General features: G+C 66.9%; 17 protein-coding genes and 1 pseudogene. 8 read left to right on the top strand and 10 right to left on the bottom strand.

Features of this window, described 5'->3' with window-relative positions:
* Positions 1 to 91 precede the first annotated feature (91 nt).
* The 3 genes and pseudogenes from ACWEKR_RS07705 to ACWEKR_RS07695 all read right to left on the bottom strand — a co-directional run bounded on the left by ACWEKR_RS07705 (position 92) and on the right by ACWEKR_RS07695 (position 957).
* Positions 92 to 379 carry a Scr1 family TA system antitoxin-like transcriptional regulator gene (locus ACWEKR_RS07705; protein WP_452353812.1) on the bottom strand — a complete coding sequence of 96 codons (288 nt, stop codon included), beginning with the start codon at positions 377 to 379 and terminating at the stop codon, positions 92 to 94.
* A pseudogene (locus tag ACWEKR_RS07700) lies at positions 380 to 478 on the bottom strand (helix-turn-helix domain-containing protein); the annotation flags it as partial.
* Positions 479 to 588: 110 nt separating this feature from the next.
* The gene (locus ACWEKR_RS07695; RefSeq protein WP_452353793.1) at positions 589 to 957 is read right to left on the bottom strand and encodes a VOC family protein; all 369 of its coding nucleotides are present in this window, start codon (positions 955 to 957) and stop codon (positions 589 to 591) included.
* 63 nt (positions 958 to 1,020) lie between these two features.
* Between ACWEKR_RS07695 and ACWEKR_RS07690 the strand changes: the two genes are divergently transcribed.
* Together ACWEKR_RS07690 and ACWEKR_RS07685 are read left to right on the top strand one after the other, a co-directional pair.
* Positions 1,021 to 1,479, top strand: a complete 459-nt coding sequence (locus tag ACWEKR_RS07690) for a MarR family winged helix-turn-helix transcriptional regulator (RefSeq protein ID WP_452353792.1) — start codon at positions 1,021 to 1,023, stop codon at positions 1,477 to 1,479.
* A gap of 217 nt (positions 1,480 to 1,696) precedes the next feature.
* The gene (locus ACWEKR_RS07685; RefSeq protein WP_452353791.1) at positions 1,697 to 2,671 is read left to right on the top strand and encodes an ADP-ribosylglycohydrolase family protein; all 975 of its coding nucleotides are present in this window, start codon (positions 1,697 to 1,699) and stop codon (positions 2,669 to 2,671) included.
* A gap of 135 nt (positions 2,672 to 2,806) precedes the next feature.
* Here ACWEKR_RS07685 and ACWEKR_RS07680 read toward each other — a convergent pair whose 3' ends face one another.
* The 5 genes from ACWEKR_RS07680 to ACWEKR_RS07660 all read right to left on the bottom strand — a co-directional run bounded on the left by ACWEKR_RS07680 (position 2,807) and on the right by ACWEKR_RS07660 (position 8,174).
* Entirely contained in the window at positions 2,807 to 3,142 is a 336-nt protein-coding gene (locus tag ACWEKR_RS07680; protein ID WP_452353790.1) for a hypothetical protein, read from the bottom strand.
* 12 nt (positions 3,143 to 3,154) lie between these two features.
* Positions 3,155 to 4,633, bottom strand: coding sequence for a hypothetical protein (locus ACWEKR_RS07675; RefSeq protein ID WP_452353789.1), 1,479 nt, complete (start codon positions 4,631 to 4,633; stop codon positions 3,155 to 3,157).
* Positions 4,630 to 4,944, bottom strand: coding sequence for a WXG100 family type VII secretion target (locus tag ACWEKR_RS07670; RefSeq protein WP_452353788.1), 315 nt, complete (start codon positions 4,942 to 4,944; stop codon positions 4,630 to 4,632). The genes ACWEKR_RS07675 and ACWEKR_RS07670 overlap by 4 nt, the downstream gene beginning before the upstream one ends.
* Positions 4,945 to 4,957: 13 nt before the next feature.
* Positions 4,958 to 5,278 carry a WXG100 family type VII secretion target gene (locus ACWEKR_RS07665; protein ID WP_452353787.1) on the bottom strand — a complete coding sequence of 107 codons (321 nt, stop codon included), beginning with the start codon at positions 5,276 to 5,278 and terminating at the stop codon, positions 4,958 to 4,960.
* Positions 5,279 to 6,023: 745 nt separating this feature from the next.
* Positions 6,024 to 8,174: an NERD domain-containing protein gene (locus ACWEKR_RS07660; RefSeq protein ID WP_452353786.1), complete on the bottom strand. Its 2,151-nt coding sequence runs from the start codon at positions 8,172 to 8,174 to the stop codon at positions 6,024 to 6,026.
* A 459-nt stretch (positions 8,175 to 8,633) separates the two neighbouring features.
* On the opposite strand from ACWEKR_RS07660, the gene ACWEKR_RS07655 reads away from it, so the two are divergent.
* Positions 8,634 to 9,875: an ATP-binding protein gene (locus ACWEKR_RS07655; RefSeq protein ID WP_452353785.1), complete on the top strand. Its 1,242-nt coding sequence runs from the start codon at positions 8,634 to 8,636 to the stop codon at positions 9,873 to 9,875.
* 34 nt (positions 9,876 to 9,909) lie between these two features.
* Here ACWEKR_RS07655 and ACWEKR_RS07650 read toward each other — a convergent pair whose 3' ends face one another.
* Entirely contained in the window at positions 9,910 to 10,542 is a 633-nt protein-coding gene (locus ACWEKR_RS07650; protein ID WP_452353784.1) for a TetR/AcrR family transcriptional regulator, read from the bottom strand.
* 70 nt (positions 10,543 to 10,612) lie between these two features.
* On the opposite strand from ACWEKR_RS07650, the gene ACWEKR_RS07645 reads away from it, so the two are divergent.
* The 5 genes from ACWEKR_RS07645 (at position 10,613) to ACWEKR_RS07625 (ending at position 17,754) form a co-directional block, all read left to right on the top strand.
* A complete protein-coding gene (locus tag ACWEKR_RS07645) occupies positions 10,613 to 12,142 on the top strand; it encodes a flavin-containing monooxygenase (protein WP_452353783.1) in 1,530 nt (509 codons plus the stop codon).
* A complete protein-coding gene (locus ACWEKR_RS07640) occupies positions 12,139 to 12,969 on the top strand; it encodes an SDR family NAD(P)-dependent oxidoreductase (protein WP_452353782.1) in 831 nt (276 codons plus the stop codon). The genes ACWEKR_RS07645 and ACWEKR_RS07640 overlap by 4 nt, the downstream gene beginning before the upstream one ends.
* A 22-nt stretch (positions 12,970 to 12,991) precedes the next feature.
* A complete protein-coding gene (locus ACWEKR_RS07635; protein ID WP_452353781.1) occupies positions 12,992 to 13,906 on the top strand; it encodes an alpha/beta hydrolase in 915 nt (304 codons plus the stop codon).
* A gap of 119 nt (positions 13,907 to 14,025) precedes the next feature.
* Positions 14,026 to 15,819: an AMP-dependent synthetase/ligase gene (locus tag ACWEKR_RS07630; protein WP_452353780.1), complete on the top strand. Its 1,794-nt coding sequence runs from the start codon at positions 14,026 to 14,028 to the stop codon at positions 15,817 to 15,819.
* Between the two features lie 129 nt (positions 15,820 to 15,948).
* Entirely contained in the window at positions 15,949 to 17,754 is a 1,806-nt protein-coding gene (locus tag ACWEKR_RS07625) for a molybdopterin-dependent oxidoreductase (protein WP_452353779.1), read from the top strand.
* Positions 17,755 to 17,878: 124 nt separating this feature from the next.
* Here ACWEKR_RS07625 and ACWEKR_RS07620 read toward each other — a convergent pair whose 3' ends face one another.
* Positions 17,879 to 19,360: a DHA2 family efflux MFS transporter permease subunit gene (locus ACWEKR_RS07620; RefSeq protein WP_452353778.1), complete on the bottom strand. Its 1,482-nt coding sequence runs from the start codon at positions 19,358 to 19,360 to the stop codon at positions 17,879 to 17,881.
* Positions 19,361 to 19,370 lie beyond the last annotated feature (10 nt).

Raw genomic sequence — 19,370 nt, 5'->3', positions numbered from 1 at the left:
TTGTCCGACACGGCCGAACATCATGCACCACAACCGATCACAGTCCATCGCTACCCACCGACAACCAGTCAAAACGACGTGAGACACGGTCTTAGGCGACGTCGGTGACGAACTGCCCGCTCCCATTCCTTTCGAAATGCACCCACTCGGCACCTCCCCACGGGTGTGCCATGATCGTGAAGTCCCCCATCCGCAGAGCTTCGTACATCCCTGCGTCGAAGGGGGTAATCCTGATCGTCACGTTCGGCAGGTCCGCTAAATCAGCCATCGCAGTCATCTGCTCGGCCATCACCGAATTGTCGCCCATACGAAGATGCAGAACCGACTCCGGCTGCACAACGTCAATCGTCAAATCACCGTTGCGTACCAACTCACGCATGGACACACCGATCGCGTCGGCATACCGCTCCCGCTGCGTCAGTTGCGGCGTGGACTCACCACGCTCCCACTTACCTAGTGTCGTTCTGTCGACCCCCACGAACTATGCGATCTGATAATGATGTGGCCGCCGGTTCGAGCGGAATTCTCGAGCAATGGTCGCCACCGTGGTGTTCAGAGGCCGGTGATCGCCCGGTGGTGATCGGCCTGTCAGGCGCGGTCGTGGAGAGTGATCTGGTAGCCGTCGGGGTCGGCGAAGGTGAATGTCCGGCCGAAGGGGCCGTCGATCGGCGCGGAGACGATGGTGTGACCGTCGGCGACGAGAGCATCGTGAATGGCCTGGACGTCTGTGGCGTGGAGCCAGATCGCGGCGCCGATGCCGGGCTGAGCGGCGGATGCGAGATCAGTGCCGGGAACGACGGCACGAAGTGCGAACGCGATCGGCTTCGTCTCGAAGACGACGGCGTGCGGAGGCCCGGTCTGCGAGCGGACGAGGCCGAGGTACTGCTCGTAGAACGCCTGCGAGGTGTCGAGATCGCGCGCTTGCAGCGAGATGAAGTCGGGGCCGGTGGCGGGCATGATGATGCTCCTTCCTTGCATGTCAGTTTTCTGACACAGATCAAGCTATGTCAGGATACTGACATGAGTCAAGACGGTGTCGGCGTCGACCTCGAGACGTCACTGGGCTACCTGCTGAAAGAGGCGTCGAGCGCCCTCCGCACAGCCATGGAGGAGGTGCTGCGGCCGCTCGGGATGAGCGTGACGCACTACTCCTGCCTCGAACTGCTGGCGCAACGACCGGGCTTGTCGAACTCCGAACTCGCGCGCGGCGCGTTCGTGACCCGGCAGACGATGAACGTGCTGCTCCAGACCCTGGAACGCGAGGGCTACGTGACCAGGCCGGCGGAGGCACCTGTGGGGAAGGTTCTTCCCACGCGGCTCACGCCTCGGGGACGACGAAGTCTCCAGAAGGCGACCGTAGCGGTCCGGTCCGTCGAGGTCAGAATGCTGGCCGGCCTGACCGAAACCGAGCAGGCAGACGCGTTCCGGATACTGCGGAGCATGATCCATTCCCTGCGCGATGACAACGACGGCGCATAGCTTGTCCCCGGCGCACCTCTCGTCGCGCTCGTCTAGGAACGCAGCCGAGCGTGAATCCGTTCGGACGACACACGGACCGGACTACACCTCTTCTGCGATGGGCGGTACAGCACTGCGGCATTGTGCGCTGATCTCGATCTCCGCACGGCCGGGTCGAAGCTCAACCCATCCGCCGCAATGGTTCGCGCCCACTCTGGCATGACTACCATCGGACGCGATGCACGTCGACTTGATGCTCGATTCTCTTGATGGTCTGTCCGTAGGGGATGCGCTGGGTGCGGAGTTCCCCATCATTGGCCGGTCGTTTCCGGATCTTCGCGCGGGCAAACTCCCTGCGCGACAGTTGGGGTGGACTGACGACACCGAAATGGCTTGCACGGTGGTCGCCCATCTCTCCAGTCACGGCAGGATCGACCAGGATCGACTTGCCGCCGCCTTCGCGCGACAGTTCGACCCGCGACGCGACTACGGCTTCCTGGCGGTCGACACCTTGCGTCGAATCCGCAACGGCGTGCACTGGCGGGAGGCAGCGGGAGCCGCGTTCGATCGCCAGGGATCCTGTGGCAACGGTGCGGCTATGCGTGTTGCCCCACTGGGCGCCTTCTACGCCGGCGATCCGGAGAAGATCACCGCCGAAGCGGCGCGATCGGCGCAGGTGACACATCTGCATCCCGAAGGTGTCCTCGGCGCGGTCGCGGTGGCACTCGCGGCCGGTCAGGCCGCTCGTGCCCGTCTGCTCGGGAGTCGGCCGACACCAGAGGAATTTCTCACCACCGTCCTCGACCACCTCGACGACGGTGAGACCACTCGACTGATCCGCCGTGCTCGTACCCTGCTCGGCGCCTCGGCTGAGGAGGTCGCGCAGGAACTCGGCAACGGGTCGTTGGTCACCGCACAGAACACGGTCCCGTTCACGATGTGGGTCGCGGCAACGCATTTGGCCGATTACCCGGCCGCAATCGCCACCTGTATCGCGGCGGACGGAGATATCGACACCACGAGCGCCATCGTCGGCGGGATCGTCGCCGCCTACACGGGCATCGGTACCCGCCCCGATCCGATCGCCGGGGTGCCGCAGGCCTGGCTTGCCGCCCGAGAACCATTGCCCGGCTGGTTCAACCCGCCCCTTCGAACACGACGCAAGAAATCCGCGTTCCCTCGCGTTCGAAAATGGCTGTCCGGCGCGTCCTAAGCACACCAGTCCTATCCGCCGGGGTCTTCATACGGTTGCCACTGCCACTACCCCGCGGCTGAATGACTCAGCGGATCACCGCGCTAGGAAACCCTCCGGGCTCTGATGACTCGAACTTTTTCCGTGCTGGTGCCGTCAGTGCGGCCGGTTACCGAGGGCGTCGAACACCAAGCGCCCGGCAGCGTCGTACCACCCGCCGTCCGCGCCGCGCGTGTAGACAACTTCGCCATTCGCGTCGCGCCACGTGCCTGCGTCGAGGGTCCAGCCTTGAAACTCGGTTCCGGACAGGTCATCGGAGAAGCGACCGCCGAACCCACCGACATGCCCATCGCTGGAAGGACCCGTCGCTCGGAGTTCGGTGTTGAACGCCTCGAGCTGTCGGCGGGTACGTTCGATTTCCTCGTCGCTGGGCCTCCTCGCCGCAGCTTCGGCGTTGCTGTAGAAGAGTTTGCCTGCGAACTTCCTCGGCATGGATTCCCACTCCTAGACTTCCGACATTTGGATGATGATCCTGCCCGTGACGGGATCGCCGAACTTGTTGTGTACGAAGAACTCTGTATTAGAAGGGAACAGCACCTCGTCGGGGGTTCCGTACTCACCATAGACTCGTCCGTTCTTGCTGATGATCTGCATCTCGACCTCGGCGTTCTGTACGAACACGTCATTGACGCCGCTCGGCTTGTTCGATGCTGATGTGAACCCCAGCTCCGTTGTCGGTTTGCCCGGCTCGTAGCGGGCGAGCTGCTCGGGAGTCAGGTTGGTATGCCGCAACACCGGGCCCTCGTGCGCGGGCAACTTGGACAGCGCCGTATTCAGGTCCTCGACGTGCCTTTGCTGCTCTGGGGTGAGCGGATCGCCACGGCGCAGCAGCTCGGTGAGGTTGTTGCTCCGGTTGTCGGCCGGGCCGAGCTCGAGCACGTGGCGATCCCGGGCGGTGAGGTCGCTCACCCAGCTCGTGGGCTTGGCCCGCGCCCTGTTTTTGGCGCCGAGGTCGAGCAAGCGCTGCATCTCCTGGCGGTGTCGGGAGAAATCGGGAACCGCGGAGAACCCGCGCCCGAGCCCGCGCACCTTGAACGCATCGACCAGCAGCCGGATCTTCGGCCCATAACGCGACACGATGTGCGCGACCCGTGCCGCGCCGATCGCCGCGCCCCCGGCGGCGGCGGCGCCGAAGGTCACCAGCGACGCAGCGATCGTGATACTGGCGCTGATCGCCATCTCGACCGCGATGTCCTTGACCAACTGGTCGAGGAAACCGGCGATCCGGTTCCGCATTTCCACGAGCGCGTCACGGTGCTCGGCGGTCGATGCGGACAGTTCGCCGAACCCGGTGAGTACATCCTCAGCCGCTGCGCGCAACGCGCGAAGGTCCTCGTCCACATGATCGAGTTCAGGGGCGGTGATCGGTGCGAATAGACCCGCGATGCGCTCCAACTCCGCGACGAATCCTGTGACCTCGGGAGCCGCGGCCAACTGCGCCCACGCATCCGCAGCCGTTTTCAGCTTGGTGGCGTCACCGTCCGGGATGACGATGCCGACCTTTTCCACCAAGCCGATAGCGCCGTCGACCAGCCCTTGCCCCGGCCCACCCGCCGCCGGAAGCGGAACTTTGCACACGAACATCGCTGGCGGCGGCATGGTCGGCGCGGCAGGCAATTGCCCACCGGCACCCATCGTGGCGAAATAGTCTCCGATCGCGTGATTATGGCCGAGTTCGATCAGAATGCGGCCGTAGTTGTCGGCGGCCTCGGCGATCTGCCGTGCGCCTCTGATGAGCTCGTCGGCGCGAATGTCGTAGGACTGCCCCCAGGACACCGCCTCCGAATACGACCCACACATCTGCCCGCAACCTGCCAGGGTGGACCATTGGGTGTCCACGGCGCGGAACCATGCCTCGGCGGCGGTGATCAGCGCACGTCCGGAGTTGGTGTAGACCTCGGTATCGACATCGATCACAGTCACCGCGCCGGGCTCCCGTCCTGCCCAGAGCGTCCGAGCACCGACAAATTCGCTGTCACGGTCGCGCTGTAGGCGTCGTGCGCGGCCCGCGCGGCGGCCCTCATCTTCTCGATGCCGCGGGCCGCCTTCTGCGCTCCGGCGATCCAGTCCGCGTGCGCGTCGGCGTAGGCGTCGGCCGAGGCACCGGTCCAGGTCTGCTGAACCGTCGCGATCCGCTCGTCGATCTCGATCAAGCTCTGTTCCAGGAATCCCCGCAATGCATCAATCCGCACCGTAGTCGCGTCCAAGTACCCCAAATTCACCCTGTACTCCACAGTGTCCTTCTCTTCAGACGGCGGGCAGATCAAGCGAAAAGTTCGTGGCGCGGGTCTGATCGACCACATCGAGCCGGGCGCTCACCACCCCGAGCGCTTCGGCCATCTCCGACAACGCTTCGAGCACGTCCACCGCACCTTGCCGGACCTCGCTCCAGCCCGCCGCGTATGCATCCGACGCGGGGCCGCGCCAAGCGGCCAGCAGGGCTTCGACTTCGGTGTCGGTCGACCGCACTCCAGCGATCAGCGTTTGCGCCGTGTCGTAGACGTACCGGCCCGCATCCGAAACGTGCTCCGGCACCACCGCGAAGGGTGTCGTCCCCTCAGTTGTCATACCGCGACTCTCCTTTTCTCGCCGTCCCGAATCAAATTGGACCGAGTCGCCTCACCACCTACCCGCTCGAGGTGAGGCTGATCAGTAGGACGAACTCAACGTTCAGCCGGTTCCATCCGGGTCCGACCCCCGACATCGACATGCTCGAGCGGATGCGAACCCCTGTGCCCGTGCCGGTACCGGACTCGCCTGCGTGGAAGCCATGGGCGACACCGCGAGTACCCGTATGTCAGTGCTCGGAATTGGTCTTGGTCATTCGGAGCGGCAGGAGTTGCATTCTCAGCGATTGCACTTGTCTGCGGTCTCTGAGAGCCGCATTTCCGTTCTTCCCCACTGACGTCAGTCGGCACGTCGCCGATGGTTCGGCGTGCCGACCGAGCGTCGTCGGGTGGGTAGGGGTGCGGGTGCTCGTGGTGAAGTACTGCACCGCGGCCAATATTGCGATCGGGGCCGAGGCCAGTGGCTAGCCGGCGACGGTGCCCAGGGGATCCAGCGCCGTGACACCGCCGAGGCAGCCGAGGAGGACGGAGGGGGAAGGGGGCCGAACAGGCCGATGATCGTGGCCGAGGCGATGGTGGCTCCGGCCGATCCGCCCAGGACACGGCCCGTTGCGGCGCAGCCGATTTCACCGAGGGGTGCCGACCATGACGCCGGTTGCGGCGGTCGAGGGTCAAGCGTGTCCAAGCGTCGCGTTCGCGGTCGCATTCCGAACGTCACGGGAGCCTTGATCCTCATGTCGGCCGCGTCAGCACTTGGGGTGGAGCGGCGTGCACAAAGGCAAAAGGTTCATCCGGCCTGGGGTTTCCGTGACCGGTGGCGGTGGCGGAACTGCCTCGGTGGTGGGCTCGGGAGCTTGCGTCGGCTGCACAGCGCCGCCCGTGGGCGAGCAGGAGGCCGCCAGGATCCAGATCACGCCGATGACGAGCACGATCAGTGCCACCGCGGCGATCTGTTGTGAGCGGTGGCCGCGTGGCTTCGATTTCTCGGTATTGCGGCCGGGGATATGTGCGGACAGTGCGGTGATCTGGTCGCGAACCGCTGTCCGTGGACGCTCTAGCACCGCGGTCGGTGTGGGGCGGCGCAGTGGCTGGGGTTCGGGGGTGGGTGTGGACCATGCTGCGGGCGGGCTCGGCTGAGGTTCTGGGGCCGGGCGCGGGCGCAGGGGGCGGGACCGGCTCGGCTGAGGTTCGGGGGTCGGGCGTGGGCGCGGCGGGCGGGACCGGCTCGGCTGAGGTTCCAGGGCCGGGCGGGCGGGGGCGGGCTCGATCCACGACGACCAACTGTCCGTGAACGACGACGGTGCGGGGGCCGATCGCGCGGCCGGATCGAAATCCTCTTCGGCGGGAGGGAGTTCGGGTTCAGTTCGTTCCGGTGAAGTGGGCTCAGCTGCGGCGGGGGGTATCGATGCCACGTACCCGGTCGCGAAGCGTTCCGGCACAGCGGAATTCGGCTCGGCGTCTTCCTGTGCGAACCTCGCCGCGAGGCGGCCTTCGAAGCGAGGCGGCTCCGGATGATGATCTTCTGGCACGTCGGGCTCGGCGTCCGCGCGAGCGGATGCCGATTGATGCTCCCCTTCGCCGGCATATGAATGCGCTGTCGCGTCCGACGACGCGTGCATCGGTGGGGGCTCCGGCGCGAGGAATTCCGGTGCAAAAGGATCCGATTCGGCAGGTCGCGTCCCCGCCAGGGAAGCGGGCACCTCCGGGGGATGCGACTCGAACGCGTCCTGGCCACCGTCTGGAACAGCCGCGTTCTCGAGCGGCTGCGGAGCCGTCGATGATGGCAGGTCGACTCGCGATGCTCCTTCGGCACCCGACCACGTCGGCGAAACAACCTCCGCGCTCACGCGCTCCCCAGTACCAGCTTCAGCACCCGACCACGTCGGCGGCACCGCCTCCGAACCCACGCACTCCCCGATACCAGCTCCGACACCCGACCACGCCAGCGGCACAGCCTCCGAACCCACGCGCCCCCCGATACCAGCGTCCGCGGCGTCGGTCCGCTCCGGCACGGACAGCGTGACAGTCCGATCTTCCTCCGAGTCCTGGCGGTCGACATCGTCAGGCTTTCCGGCGGCTGATGTCGATGCGGTGACCCGCGCTGCATCCGGAACGGCGTCCGACGACTCGGGCGCGGCACCCACCGGTGACGCGTCCGTATCAGCGGACCCGCCGATCGCTTCGGTAGCCGTCCTGTCCTCGAGCTCAGGAGTCTTTCGCGTGACGCTCTCCAGCGCCGCCAGCGTCCCGGCCCGCAACTTCTGCTCCGGCGGGAAACCGTCCGCCGCCAAGTCGTCGACGGTGATCTGATCGCCCAGGTTCAAATCGGTGAGCAGGGCGTGCGTGCGTTCGGCGGTCCAGATGAGCTTGCGACTCGCGGTGCGGTGGAACCAGGCGCGCAGGTCGGCCTGCCCGGCTCCGAGCACCACTGCGCAACCGCGCCTGCGGGACTCGATGTTCAGCGTGAGGTTCGAGTCCTTGGGCGGCACCACGACGATCAGGCCGTCGACGAAGGCTTCCGCGTTGTGCTTGCGCACCAGCGCCTTCAAGTTGAAGACGTTGTTCGTCACCTGGTCGAACGGGCTGCTGTCGTGGTCGCGCACGTGGATCGGGTCGCCCGCGTAGCCGGACAGCCGCCAGCGGCCGTTCGCCTGCACCGACAGGACGCCGCTCGTCGCCTCCGGGACGGTGCCCTTGACCTCGACGACGACCGCGGCTCTGGGGGTGATCACCACCAGATCGGCTTCCTGTGTTTCGTCCTTGCGCTCGCGGTCGGGTAGGTAACACCCCGAGATCGCGAGTCCCACAATGACGTACTGGCCGGTCCAGGTCCGCATCCAGTCGAGCACGCGCTGTTCGGATCGCGGCGCCGTCGTTCGTTCATTGATGACCAACATCGGCGGCCTCCATCGCCGTCCCACACCATCGACGACACAACGGTATGCGCCGAAATTTCCGACACAAAATCGAAAGGCACTGGAAGAGCACGGCATTGGCAGCACAAGGGCATGTGGAGTGCGGCGTGTGGGCAGCGCCACAGTCGTGACCCCGTCGACCGTCCGGCGAGGCGGGCTCCAGAGATCCGCCCGGGTCGCAAACCCGAGCGGTATCGGGAGGGCGGTCCGCAGCAACACAGCACTCGGGCCACATCGGGCGTGCCTCACAGCCCCTGGCGACCAACCAGCCATAGCCCTTGCCGACACAACCGGCAGATCGACGCCGACGCACTCGGCAGATCGTCGGAAGTTAGTTCGGCAGATCAACGCTGCATTATTCGGCAGATCAACGCCGCATTATTCGGCAGATCGACGCCGTGGTGTTCGGCAGATCGACGACCCGGCCCGTAGAATAGCCTCATGCGCGAAGCCGTGGACTACCTCCCCCGTCGAGCATCCGCACTGGTAGCGGAGGCGCTCTCGGACACCCGTGTCGTCATCATCAATGGCGCGCGTCAAACTGGTAAGAGCACTCTCGCCGAACGCTGTTTGAACGAGCAGAAGAATGTCGCCAAGCGGTACCTCGACGACCCACGCACCCGCGCCTCTGCCACCGCGGATCCAGTCGCCTTTCTCGATCATCCCGGCACCATGTTGATAGATGAAGTGCAGCGCGTTCCCGAGCTGTGGCTGGCGATCAAGAACACCGTCGACCGCGACCCTCGACCCGGCCGATTTCTTCTGACGGGCTCGGCCCGCTTGCTCGGCTTGAGCGAACTTCCCGACGCGCTACCAGGCCGCTCGGAAACTATCGAACTATTCCCACTATCACAGGGCGAGATCACTGGCACACCTGACGGTTTCGTCGATGCCGCGTTCGCCGAGGGTAGCCGCCTGCGCACGCCTCCTTCCGACCTGCGGCGCCGCGACTACCTGGCCCTCGCCGCTCGTGGGGGCTATCCCGAGGCCATCCGCCGCACGATGCCGCGCCGCCGCTCACAGTTCTTCAAGTCCTATCTCGACGACATCATGAGCCGCGACGTCCGACAAGTTGCCGACATCCAGCGCACTTCCGATATGCGCAGATTGGTCGCGATGGCGGCGGCGCAGAGCGGTGGATTGCTGAACTACCGGAGACTGTCCTCCGATCTCGGCGTTCCTGTCACGACCGTGCGCGAGTACATCGGCCTGCTCGAGGTCATTTACTTGATCCGGCTGATTCCAGCTTGGTCGGCGAATGCGACCGTGCGGGCGATCGCGACACCGAAACTCGTCTTCAACGACTCGGGCCTCGCAGCGCACCTCCTGACCGGAATCACCAACGATGCGACCACCGGCGGCCTGGTGGAAACATTCGTCATCGGTGAACTCACCCGCCAGCTGACCTGGAGTCAGACCATGGCCCGGTTGCACCACTACCGCGACCGCGACGGCTACGAGGTGGATGCGATCCTCGAGGACAACGTGGGCCGCATCGTCGCCATCGAGGTCAAAGCGGCCGAAACCATACGCACCGAGGATTTTCGAGCCCTACGACTCTTGCAGCGCCGCTTGGGTGACCGATTCCACGCCGGATTCGTCCTCTACTGCGGTGACCAGCAGCTTCCCTTCGGCGACGGGCTGTCCTGCCTTCCGATCAGCGCACTGTGGACCACTCCGTGAGCCTGACGAATCCGGCAGATCGAGCCGGCACTCCTCAGCCCCGCAGCGCGGCGGCCAGATCCGGGTCCACCGAGAACGCGATGGCAATCAACGATTCGACCAGCAGGTCGATCAGGTCCGTGCGGGAGATCGGCTCGGAGCGCAGCCAGGTGAGCGTGGATTCCTCGACGAACGCGATCCACCCGCGCATCGCGAGCATGAGGCGGGGATGGCCGGCCTCGGCGATCGGCACCGGGGTCTCGGCGAGGATGATGCCGATGATGGCGTCGCGGGTCTGATCGACCAGCGGGGCCAGCTCGGGGCTCACGCTGGTGGGGCCGCGCAGGAGCGCGAGGTAGGACGTGCGATTCTCGGTGACGTACTCGATGTAGCGCGCGATGGAATCACGCAGCATCTCGAACAGGCCGAGGCTGCGGTCCGGGGTGACGCGCTCGAGCAGTTCGGCGTTGGCGTGGTGCACGATCGCGAGCTGGAAGTCCTGCTTGGTCGGGAAGTAGTGGAACAGCAGGCCGCGCGAGATACCGGCCTGGGCGGCGATCTCGCTGACGGAGATGTCCTCGATGGAGCGCTCGCCCAGCATCTTCGCACCCAAGGTGATCAGTTGCTCGCGGCGCTCGTCCGGGCTCAGCCGCGTGCGCTTGGGGGCGTCTGTCTGGGTTCTGGTCACCCGCCAATCCTACTGAACGCCAGTCAATACACTGTTGACTAGCGCTCAATAGGGCCGTAGGCTCGGTTATATGAGTCGCAAGGTCACAGACAAAGCTGTCGCCGGCCGACCCACGCGCCACGCCAGGACGATCATCATCGGCAGCGGGTTCGCGGGTCTGGGTCTGGCCATCCGGCTGACCCAGCAGGGTCGCCACGATTTCCTCGTGCTGGAGCGCGGCAGCGACGTCGGCGGCACCTGGCGCGACAACACCTACCCCGGCGCGGCCTGCGACGTCCCCTCGCACCTGTACTCGTACTCGTTCGCGCTGAACCCGGACTGGTCGCGGTCGTTCTCCCGGCAGGGCGAGATCCAGCGCTACATCGAGGAGGTCTCGAAGCGCTACGACGTGCGCGACAAGCACATCTTCGACTGCGACGTGACCAGCGCCCGCTGGAACAACGAGACCGCCCTGTGGGAGATCGAGTCGAGCAAGGGCAGCTTCACCGCGAACACGGTGGTCTCGGCGGTCGGCGCGCTGTGCGAGCCCGCGCTGCCCGACATCAAAGGCATCAACGATTTCGAGGGCGAGATCTTCCACTCCGCGCGCTGGAACCACGACGCCGACCTGACCGGCAAGCGGGTCGCCATCATCGGCACTGGCGCCTCGGCCATCCAGATCGTGCCCGCCATCGCCCCGAAGGTCGGCCACCTGGATGTCTACCAGCGCACCGCGCCGTGGCTGCTGCCGCGCCTGGACCGTCCGTACACCAAGGCGGAGCGGCTCGCCTTCAGGCACGTCCCGGGTCTGCAGCGACTATCCCGCGCGGCCATCTACGCCGCGCGCGAGACCCAGGTGGTCGGGCTGGCCAAGGTGCCCGCCCTCATGCAGGTGTTCGAGGCCGTCGCGAAGGCCAAGCTGCGTTACGAGATCCGCGATCCGCAGCTGCGGGCCAAAGTCACGCCGAACTTCCGGATCGGCTGCAAGCGCATGCTGATCTCCAACGACTACTACCCCGCACTGTCGCGGCCCAACGTCGACGTGGTCACCGACGGCATCGCCGAGGTGCGCGCGCACTCGATCGTCACCGCCGACGGCGCCGAGCGTGAGATCGACGCGCTTATCGTGGCGACCGGCTTCCACGTCACCGACTCGCCGACCTACGACACGATCGCGGGCCGCGACGGACGCACCCTGTCGGAGGTGTTCGACGAGATCGGCCAGCAGGGCTACAAGGGCTCCTCGATCGCGAACTTCCCCAATATGTTCTTCCTGCTCGGCCCGAACGTCGGGCTCGGGCACACCTCGATGGTGTACATGATCGAGTCGCAGATCAATTACATAGCCGACGCACTGGCTACCGTTGACCGCCTCGACCTGCGTACCGTGGAAGTGCGCCGCGACGTGCAGGATGCCTACAACGCCGACCTGCAGGCGAAGCTGGCCGGAAGCGTCTGGCTCACCGGCGGGTGCTCGAGCTGGTACCTGGACAAGCACGGCAACAACACCACGCTGTGGCCGGACTTCACGTTCGAATTCCGTAGGCTGACCAGAAATTTCGACGTGGCGGCGTACGACATCTCCATCTCCCGAGAAGATCTGAAAGCAGTGGCATCGTGAGCAGTGACGCTTACTTCAAGAACAAGGTATGTGTGATCACCGGAGCGGGTTCCGGGATCGGCCGGGCGCTGGCGGTGAATCTGGCCCGGCGCGGCGCCAAGCTGGCGCTGTCGGACATCGACGTCGAGGGTCTGGCCGAGACCGTGCGCCGCTGCGAGCAGCTCGGCGCGCAGGTCAAGTCCGACCGCCTGAACGTGGTCGAGCGCGAGGCGGTGATCCACTACGCCGACGCGGTGCACGCGCACTTCGGCACCGTGCACCAGGTGTACAACAACGCGGGCATCGCCCACCACGGCGAGGTCATCCGCTCGGAGTACAAGGACTTCGAGCGCGTGATGGACGTCGATTTCTGGGGCGTGGTCAACGGCACCAAGGCGTTCCTGCCGATGGTCATCGAGTCCGGCGACGGCCACATCGTCAACGTGTCGAGCCTGTTCGGCCTGATCGCGATCCCCGGACAGAGCGCCTACAACGCGGCGAAGTTCGCGGTGCGCGGCTTCACCGAGTCGCTGCGCCAGGAGATGCTGGTCGCGCGGCACCCGGTCAAGGTCACCTGCGTGCATCCCGGCGGCATCAAGACCGCCGTCGCCCGCAACGCCACCTACGCCGAAGGCATCGACGCCAAGTCCGCCGCGTCGATGTTCGATCGGAAGCTGGCCATCCACACCCCGGAAATGGCGGCGCAGACCATTGTCGAGGGCGTGCGCAAGGGGCAGGGCCGCGTGCTGATCGGCTGGGAGGCCAAGTTGCTGGATCTGTTCGTCCGGGTCACCGCGTCGGGCTACCAGCGGATCGCGGCCAATGTCGAACGCCGCTTCCTGCCCTGAGCCGGGAGCCGAGGAACGACGAATGCGGGACATCGACCTTCCGCTGCCTCTCGCACGGGCAATACTGAATCCGATCTTCCGGGTCACACTGAACAAACGATTGCCGTTCGCGGCGCAACGCAGGCTGCTCGACGTGACTTCGCGGGCACAGTCGCTGCCCGCGGGCGCCGTCGTGCGGCCCGTGCGCCTGGGCGGCAGGCCCGCCGAGCGGATCGACTTCGCGGACACCTCCGAGCACGGCGCCGTCCTCTATCTCCACGGAGGCGGATACGCGGTCGGTTCGCCGGCCACGCACCGCTCGCTGGCGGCCCGGCTGGCGGTGGACACCGGTTGCCCGGTCTACGTGCTGGACTACCGGCTGGCGCCGGAGCACCCCTTCCCCGCGGCGCTGGACGACGCCGAGGCGGCGTTCCTGGAACTGGTGGCGACGGGCCTGCGGCCGGACCGGATCGCCGTCTCCGGCGACTCCGCCGGCGGCGGTCTTTCGCTCGCGCTGGCGCAGCGACTGATCGCCCGGCACGGGCAGACCCCGGCCGCGCTCGGGTTGATCGCGCCGTGGGCGGACCCGAACGAGATGCCGGAGCGGGAACGCGATCTGGTGATCAACAGGCCCTGGTCGCGCGCTTGCGCGGCCGCCTACCTCGGCGACGGCGATTCCGCGGATCCGGCTTACGCCCCGCTGACCGGCGAACTGAGCGGCCTGCCGCCGACCTACGTGCAGGTGGACGTCAGCGAGCTGCTGCACCGGCAGTGCGTCGCGCTGGTCGCGGCACTGCGCGAGGCGGGGGTACACGTGCGCTTCACCGAGAGCAAGGGCTTGTGGCACGTCGCTCAGCTACAGGCCGCGCTGGCGGCGCCCGCCGCGGCCGCGCTGCGCGAACTCGCCGAGTTCCTGCGCGAAGCGATTCAACCGGCGGACCTGCGCGAACTAGGATGAAAACCGAGCGGGTCCCCCGTCTGCGGTGATGTACGGAGGCGATTGGCGGTGGTCGACCTCACGACCCTGGCGCAGGTGTCGTAGATTACTGGCGAGTAAACCCACGTGGAAGGGCACTGATGCGAGAGTTCGAAGTCCCGGCTTCCTACACCATTCCGGATGACGCGAACAATTCCGACAACGTCTTCCGCCACGCCGAGCAGTCGCCGAACGCGGTGCTGTTCAACGTGCCGAACGGCAGTGGCGGCTGGCGGGATGTCACCGCCGCGGAGTTCGCGAAAACCGTCACCGGCGTGGCGAAAGGCCTGATCGCATCGGGTCTCGAACTCGGCGATCGCGTCGCCATCATGGCCCCCACTCGCTACGAGTGGGCCGTCCTCGACTTCGCGATCTGGGCTGCGGGCGGTTGCACCGTCGCGATCTACGACAGCTCCGCCGCCGAGCAGGCCAAGTGGATCCTGCAGGACTCCGCCACCAAGCTGCTGATCCTCGACAGCGACAAACACCGCAAGGTGATCGACGAGATCGAGACCGGGTCGCTGCCGGACCTGCGGCAGACCCTGCAAATCGACAAGGGTGCGCTGGACGAGCTGATCGCCGGCGGCGCCGACCTGGACGACCAGATCGTGCACGAGCGCCGCGCCCAGGTGGGCGCGCAGTCGCCCGCCACCCTGATCTACACCTCGGGCACCACGGGCCGCCCCAAGGGCGTCATGCTGACCCACGCGAACCTGTACGCGGAGTCCAAGTCCGACCGGATCGCGCTGCACAAGTACGTCACCGAGGGCAAGAAGACCCTCATGTTCCTGCCGCTGGCGCACGTGTTCGCCCGCGCCGTCGCGCTGGCCGCGTTCGACGCGAAGGTGGTCGTCGCGCACACCGCCGACTGGTCCACCCTGGTCGAGCAGTTCGGCAGCTATCAGCCGCACTTCATCCTCTCGGTACCCCGGGTGTTCGAGAAGGTGTTCAACAGCGCCAAGCAGAAGGCGCACGACGGCGGCAAGGGCAAGATCTTCGACGCCGCCGCCGACACCGCCATCGCGTGGAGCGAGGCGCTCGACAACGGCGGACCTGGCATCGGGCTGAAGTTGAAGCACGCTTTGTTCGACAAGCTGGTCTACAGCAAGCTGCGGGCCGCGCTCGGCGGCCAGTGTGAGGCGGCCGTCTCCGGCGGCGGTCCGCTCGGCGCGCGGTTGGGTCACTTCTTCCGTGGCGTCGGCGTGACCATCTACGAGGGCTACGGCCTCACCGAGACCACCGCGGCCATCTCGGTCAACACCCCGGAGCACATCCGGGTCGGCTCGGTCGGGCGGCCGATCGAGGGCCACGCCGCCAAGATCGCCGAGGACGGCGAACTGCTGCTGCGCGGCTCCGTCGTGTTCAACGGCTACTGGGGCAACACAGATGCGACCGAGGACGCTTTCGAGGACGGCTGGTTCAAGACCGGTGACCTCGGCGCCATCGACGCCGATGGATTCATCACCATCACCGGCCGCAAGAAGGAGATCATCGTCACCGCCGGTGGCAAGAACGTCTCCCCCGCGCTGCTGGAGGACTCGCTGCGGGCGCACCCGCTGATCAGCCAGGTGATGGTGGTGGGCGACAGCAGGCCGTTCATCGGCGCGCTGATCACGCTGGATCCGGAGTCGCTGCCCGGCTGGAAGGAACGCAACAACCTGCCCGCCGACACACCGATCGAGAAGCTGATCGAGAACCCGGATCTGCTGGCGGAGGTGAACGCCGCGGTGGCCGAGACCAACAAGAAGGTCTCGCACGCCGAGCAGATCAAGAAGATCCGGGTGCTGACCATCGACTGGACCCAGGAGACCGGCGAGCTCACCCCGAAGATGTCGCTGAAGCGCGCGGTCGTGATGAAGCAGCACGCCGACGACGTGGCGAGCATCTACAACTGAGCTGATCGCTGAAAGGCGCTGCCCGCGGACCTTCGCGGACAGCGCCTTTCGCTTATCACGGTTCGTTCCGTGCCCGCACTGCCGGGAACACCCCGGTCAGCGCGGCCGACCGGCAGTAGTCTCGTTCGCATGGCCGAATTGCGATTGCGCGTGGTGGCCGGGATCGTCTCGGCGGGCCTCACGCTGGGCGTGGCCGAACTGCTCGCGGCGTTCCTCGGCCCCGACAGCGCGCCGCTGCACCTGCTCGGCTCCGCCGTCGTCGACCACACCCCCGACGGGTTGCGGGAGTGGGCCATCACCAGCTTCGGAACCAACGACAAAGCGGCGCTGTACTTGATCATGGGCGTGCTCGCGCTGGTGGTGGCCGGAGTGGCGGGAGCGATCGAACGGACCACTCGTGCGGCCGGGTCGTGGGTGTTCGCGGTGTTCGGGGTGATCACGGCATGGGTGGCGGTGGCGCGCGCCGGTCTGACCGCCGCATTGCCGACCGTCGTCGGCGTCGCCGTCGGCATCTACGCGCTGCGCGCGCTGACTCGTCGCATCGACGCGGCGGTAACAGAATCTGTCGCTGACACGCCGGTCGGCGCGACTCCGTCGACCGGCAACTCCGCAGCGCTGACCGATGGGTCGGCGTCCACCGCCGGCGGCGGGAACGGAGGTGGGCGCCGGCGTGCATCAGACATCGGCGATACCTCCGATGCGGGGGTCGGCGCGGGCTCCGGTTCGGCTCCGAACGTGCCCGGAGCCGGTGGAAACACCAAAGACGTTGACGCACAACAGCATCGAACCGGATCGGCCGGGACGACGGACGCGACCGCATCGGCAGCGTCGCCGTCGGCGGTCGCCGACAACAGGCGATCCCCGGCCCCCGAGCGCAGGCGCGTCTTGCAGGGGCTGCTGGCGGCAGGCGGATTGGCCGTGGTCACCGGCGTCGGCGGACGCGTGCTCGGCGCACGCCGCACAGATGTCTCCGGTGAGCGAGCCGCCGTGCGATTGCCGGAACCGACCGCCCCCGCCGAGCCGGTCGCGCCGGGCGTGGATCTCCGCGTACCCGGGTTGACGCCGTACCTGACCCCGAACGACGACTTCTACCGGATCGATACCGCGCTGATCGTGCCGCAGGTGTCCAAGGACGGCTGGTCACTGCGCATCCACGGCATGGTCGACCGCGAGATCCGGCTCGACTGGGCCGAACTGGCCCGCCGTCCGGTGGAGGAGCATCTGGTCACGCTGGCCTGCGTGTCGAATCCGGTGGGCGGCGACCTGATCGGGAACGCGCGCTGGCTCGGCTACCGCGTGGATCAGCTGCTGTCGGAGGCAGGGCCGCACCCCGACGCGGACATGGTGCTCTCGCACAGCGCCGACGGGTGGACCGCGGGCACTCCGCTGGCGGTGCTCACCGATGGACGCGACGCCATGCTCGCGATCGGCATGAACGGCGAACCCCTTCCGGTCCAGCATGGTTACCCGGCCCGGCTGGTCGTGCCCGGCCTCTACGGCTACGTCTCGGCGACCAAGTGGGTGACCGAACTGGAGGTCACCCGCTTCGACCGCGCCACCGCCTATTGGACCCGCCGCGGCTGGGCGGCACGCGGCCCGATCAAGACCGGCACCCGCATCGACACTCCCCGCGCCCGCGGCCGCCTCCAGCCCGGCCGCATCCCGGTCGCCGGAGTCGCGTGGGCACAGCATCGCGGTATCCGCGCCGTGGAAGTCCAGATCGATAACGGCCCCTGGCAGCAGGCCCGCCTTTCTGAAGAACAATCCATCGACACCTGGCGGCAATGGGTCTTCGACTGGGACGCCACCTCCGGCCCGCACACGCTCCGCGCCCGCGCCACCGACGGCGCGGGCGAAATCCAGACCGCCGAACGCCGCGACGTCATCCCCGATGGCGCCACCGGCTACCCCTCGGTCACCGTGCAGGTCGCCTGAGCGCGGCCCTCCCACCACCGCCGGATCGCTTCCTTCGATGGCTTACCCACGTGCTGCCGAGCCGGTTGCGCCGACGAACGTGCCCCGCAGAAGAATGCTTCTGCGGGGCACAGTGTTCGGAATGTCAGCTCGCTACGGAGTCGACCTCGACCCGTTCGTTCTCCGGTCGCGCCGGGGTGCTCGCGCCGTGGCGGATGAACAACACCGAGGCGACGACGCCGATGAGCAGGATCGCGGCGGGAAGCAGCGTGGCCTGGCTCAGTGCGGTACTGAAGGAATCCTTGACGAACTCCGGGATCGGGCCCTGGCCCGCACCTCCTTCGGCGACCGGGCCGCCGCCCAGTCCGTTCGCCGTCATCCTGGCCGCCACCAGTGCGCTGATCGCGGCGCTCCCGAGCACCGAGCCCACCTGACGGGTGGTGTTGTAGACGCCCGCGCCCGCACCGGCCTGCTGGACCGGCAGATTGTGGGTCGCGGTCGCCGCCAGCGGAGCCCAGATGCAGGCATTGGCGAAGCCGGCCAGCGCCGCGGCGAGCAGGAACCAGATCAGCGAGGAGTCCGGTTCCATCAGCGCCGCGAAGCAGAACACCGACAGCGCGAACAGCCCGAAGCCGATGGTGGGCACGATCCGCGGATGCAGTTTGTCGGCGAACTTGCCGACCAGCGGTGCCGAGAAACCGGTCACGATCGCCATGGGTGCGAAGACCAGCGCGGACTCGGTCGGCGACATCTCCCGCACCGCCTGCAGGTAGAAGTACGTCGGCACCATCAGGGAGGTCACCGCCGCGCCCATCGCGGCGATCGCGGCATTGGACAGCGCGAAGTTGCGGTCGCGGAACAGGCTCAGCGGAAGCAACGGCTCGCCCTTGTTCCTGGCCTGGTTGGCCACGAACACCGCCAGCACCACCGCGCCCGCGGCGATCAACAGCCAGATCCGCAACGACCAGTCGTAGCTGTTGCCCTCCTGGATGCCGAACACCAGCAGGAACATGCCGATGCCGCTGAGCAGCACGCCGGGGATGTCGAACTTGTGCTCGTGGGTGGGCAGCGCGGGCACCAGCCAGACCGCCAGCGCGAAGGCGACGACGCCCACCGGCACGTTCACGATGAAGATCCACTCCCAGCCGAGACCGTCCACCAGCACACCGCCGAGGATCGGGCCGACCAGCGTCGCCAACCCCGCGACGCCACCCCACAGGCCCATCGCCGCGCCGCGCCGGTCCGGCGGGAAGGTCCTGGTGATCACGGCCATGGTCTGGGGCGTCATCAGTGCGGCGCCGACGCCCTGTGCGGCGCGCGCGGCGATCAGCATGCCGATGGTGCCCGACACGCCACACCACAGCGATGCCGCGGTGAAGACCGCCAAGCCGATCAGATAGATGTTCTTGGGGCCGAACCGGTCACCCAGCCGCCCGGTGACCAGCAGCGGCACCGCGTACGTGAGCAGGTAAGCGCTGGTCACCCAGATCACCTGCGAGATGTCGGCGTGCAGGCTGGTCATGATCGCGGGATTGGCGACCGCGACGATCGTCATGTCCAGCAGGATCATGAAGAAGCCGACGACCAGCGCGAGCAGCGCCGGCCACGGATTACGTTCGGTGGACATCTCTTTCGTT

This window comes from Nocardia sp. NPDC004573, from assembly GCF_053602135.1.
This window is presented reverse-complemented; position numbering and strand designations above follow the sequence as displayed.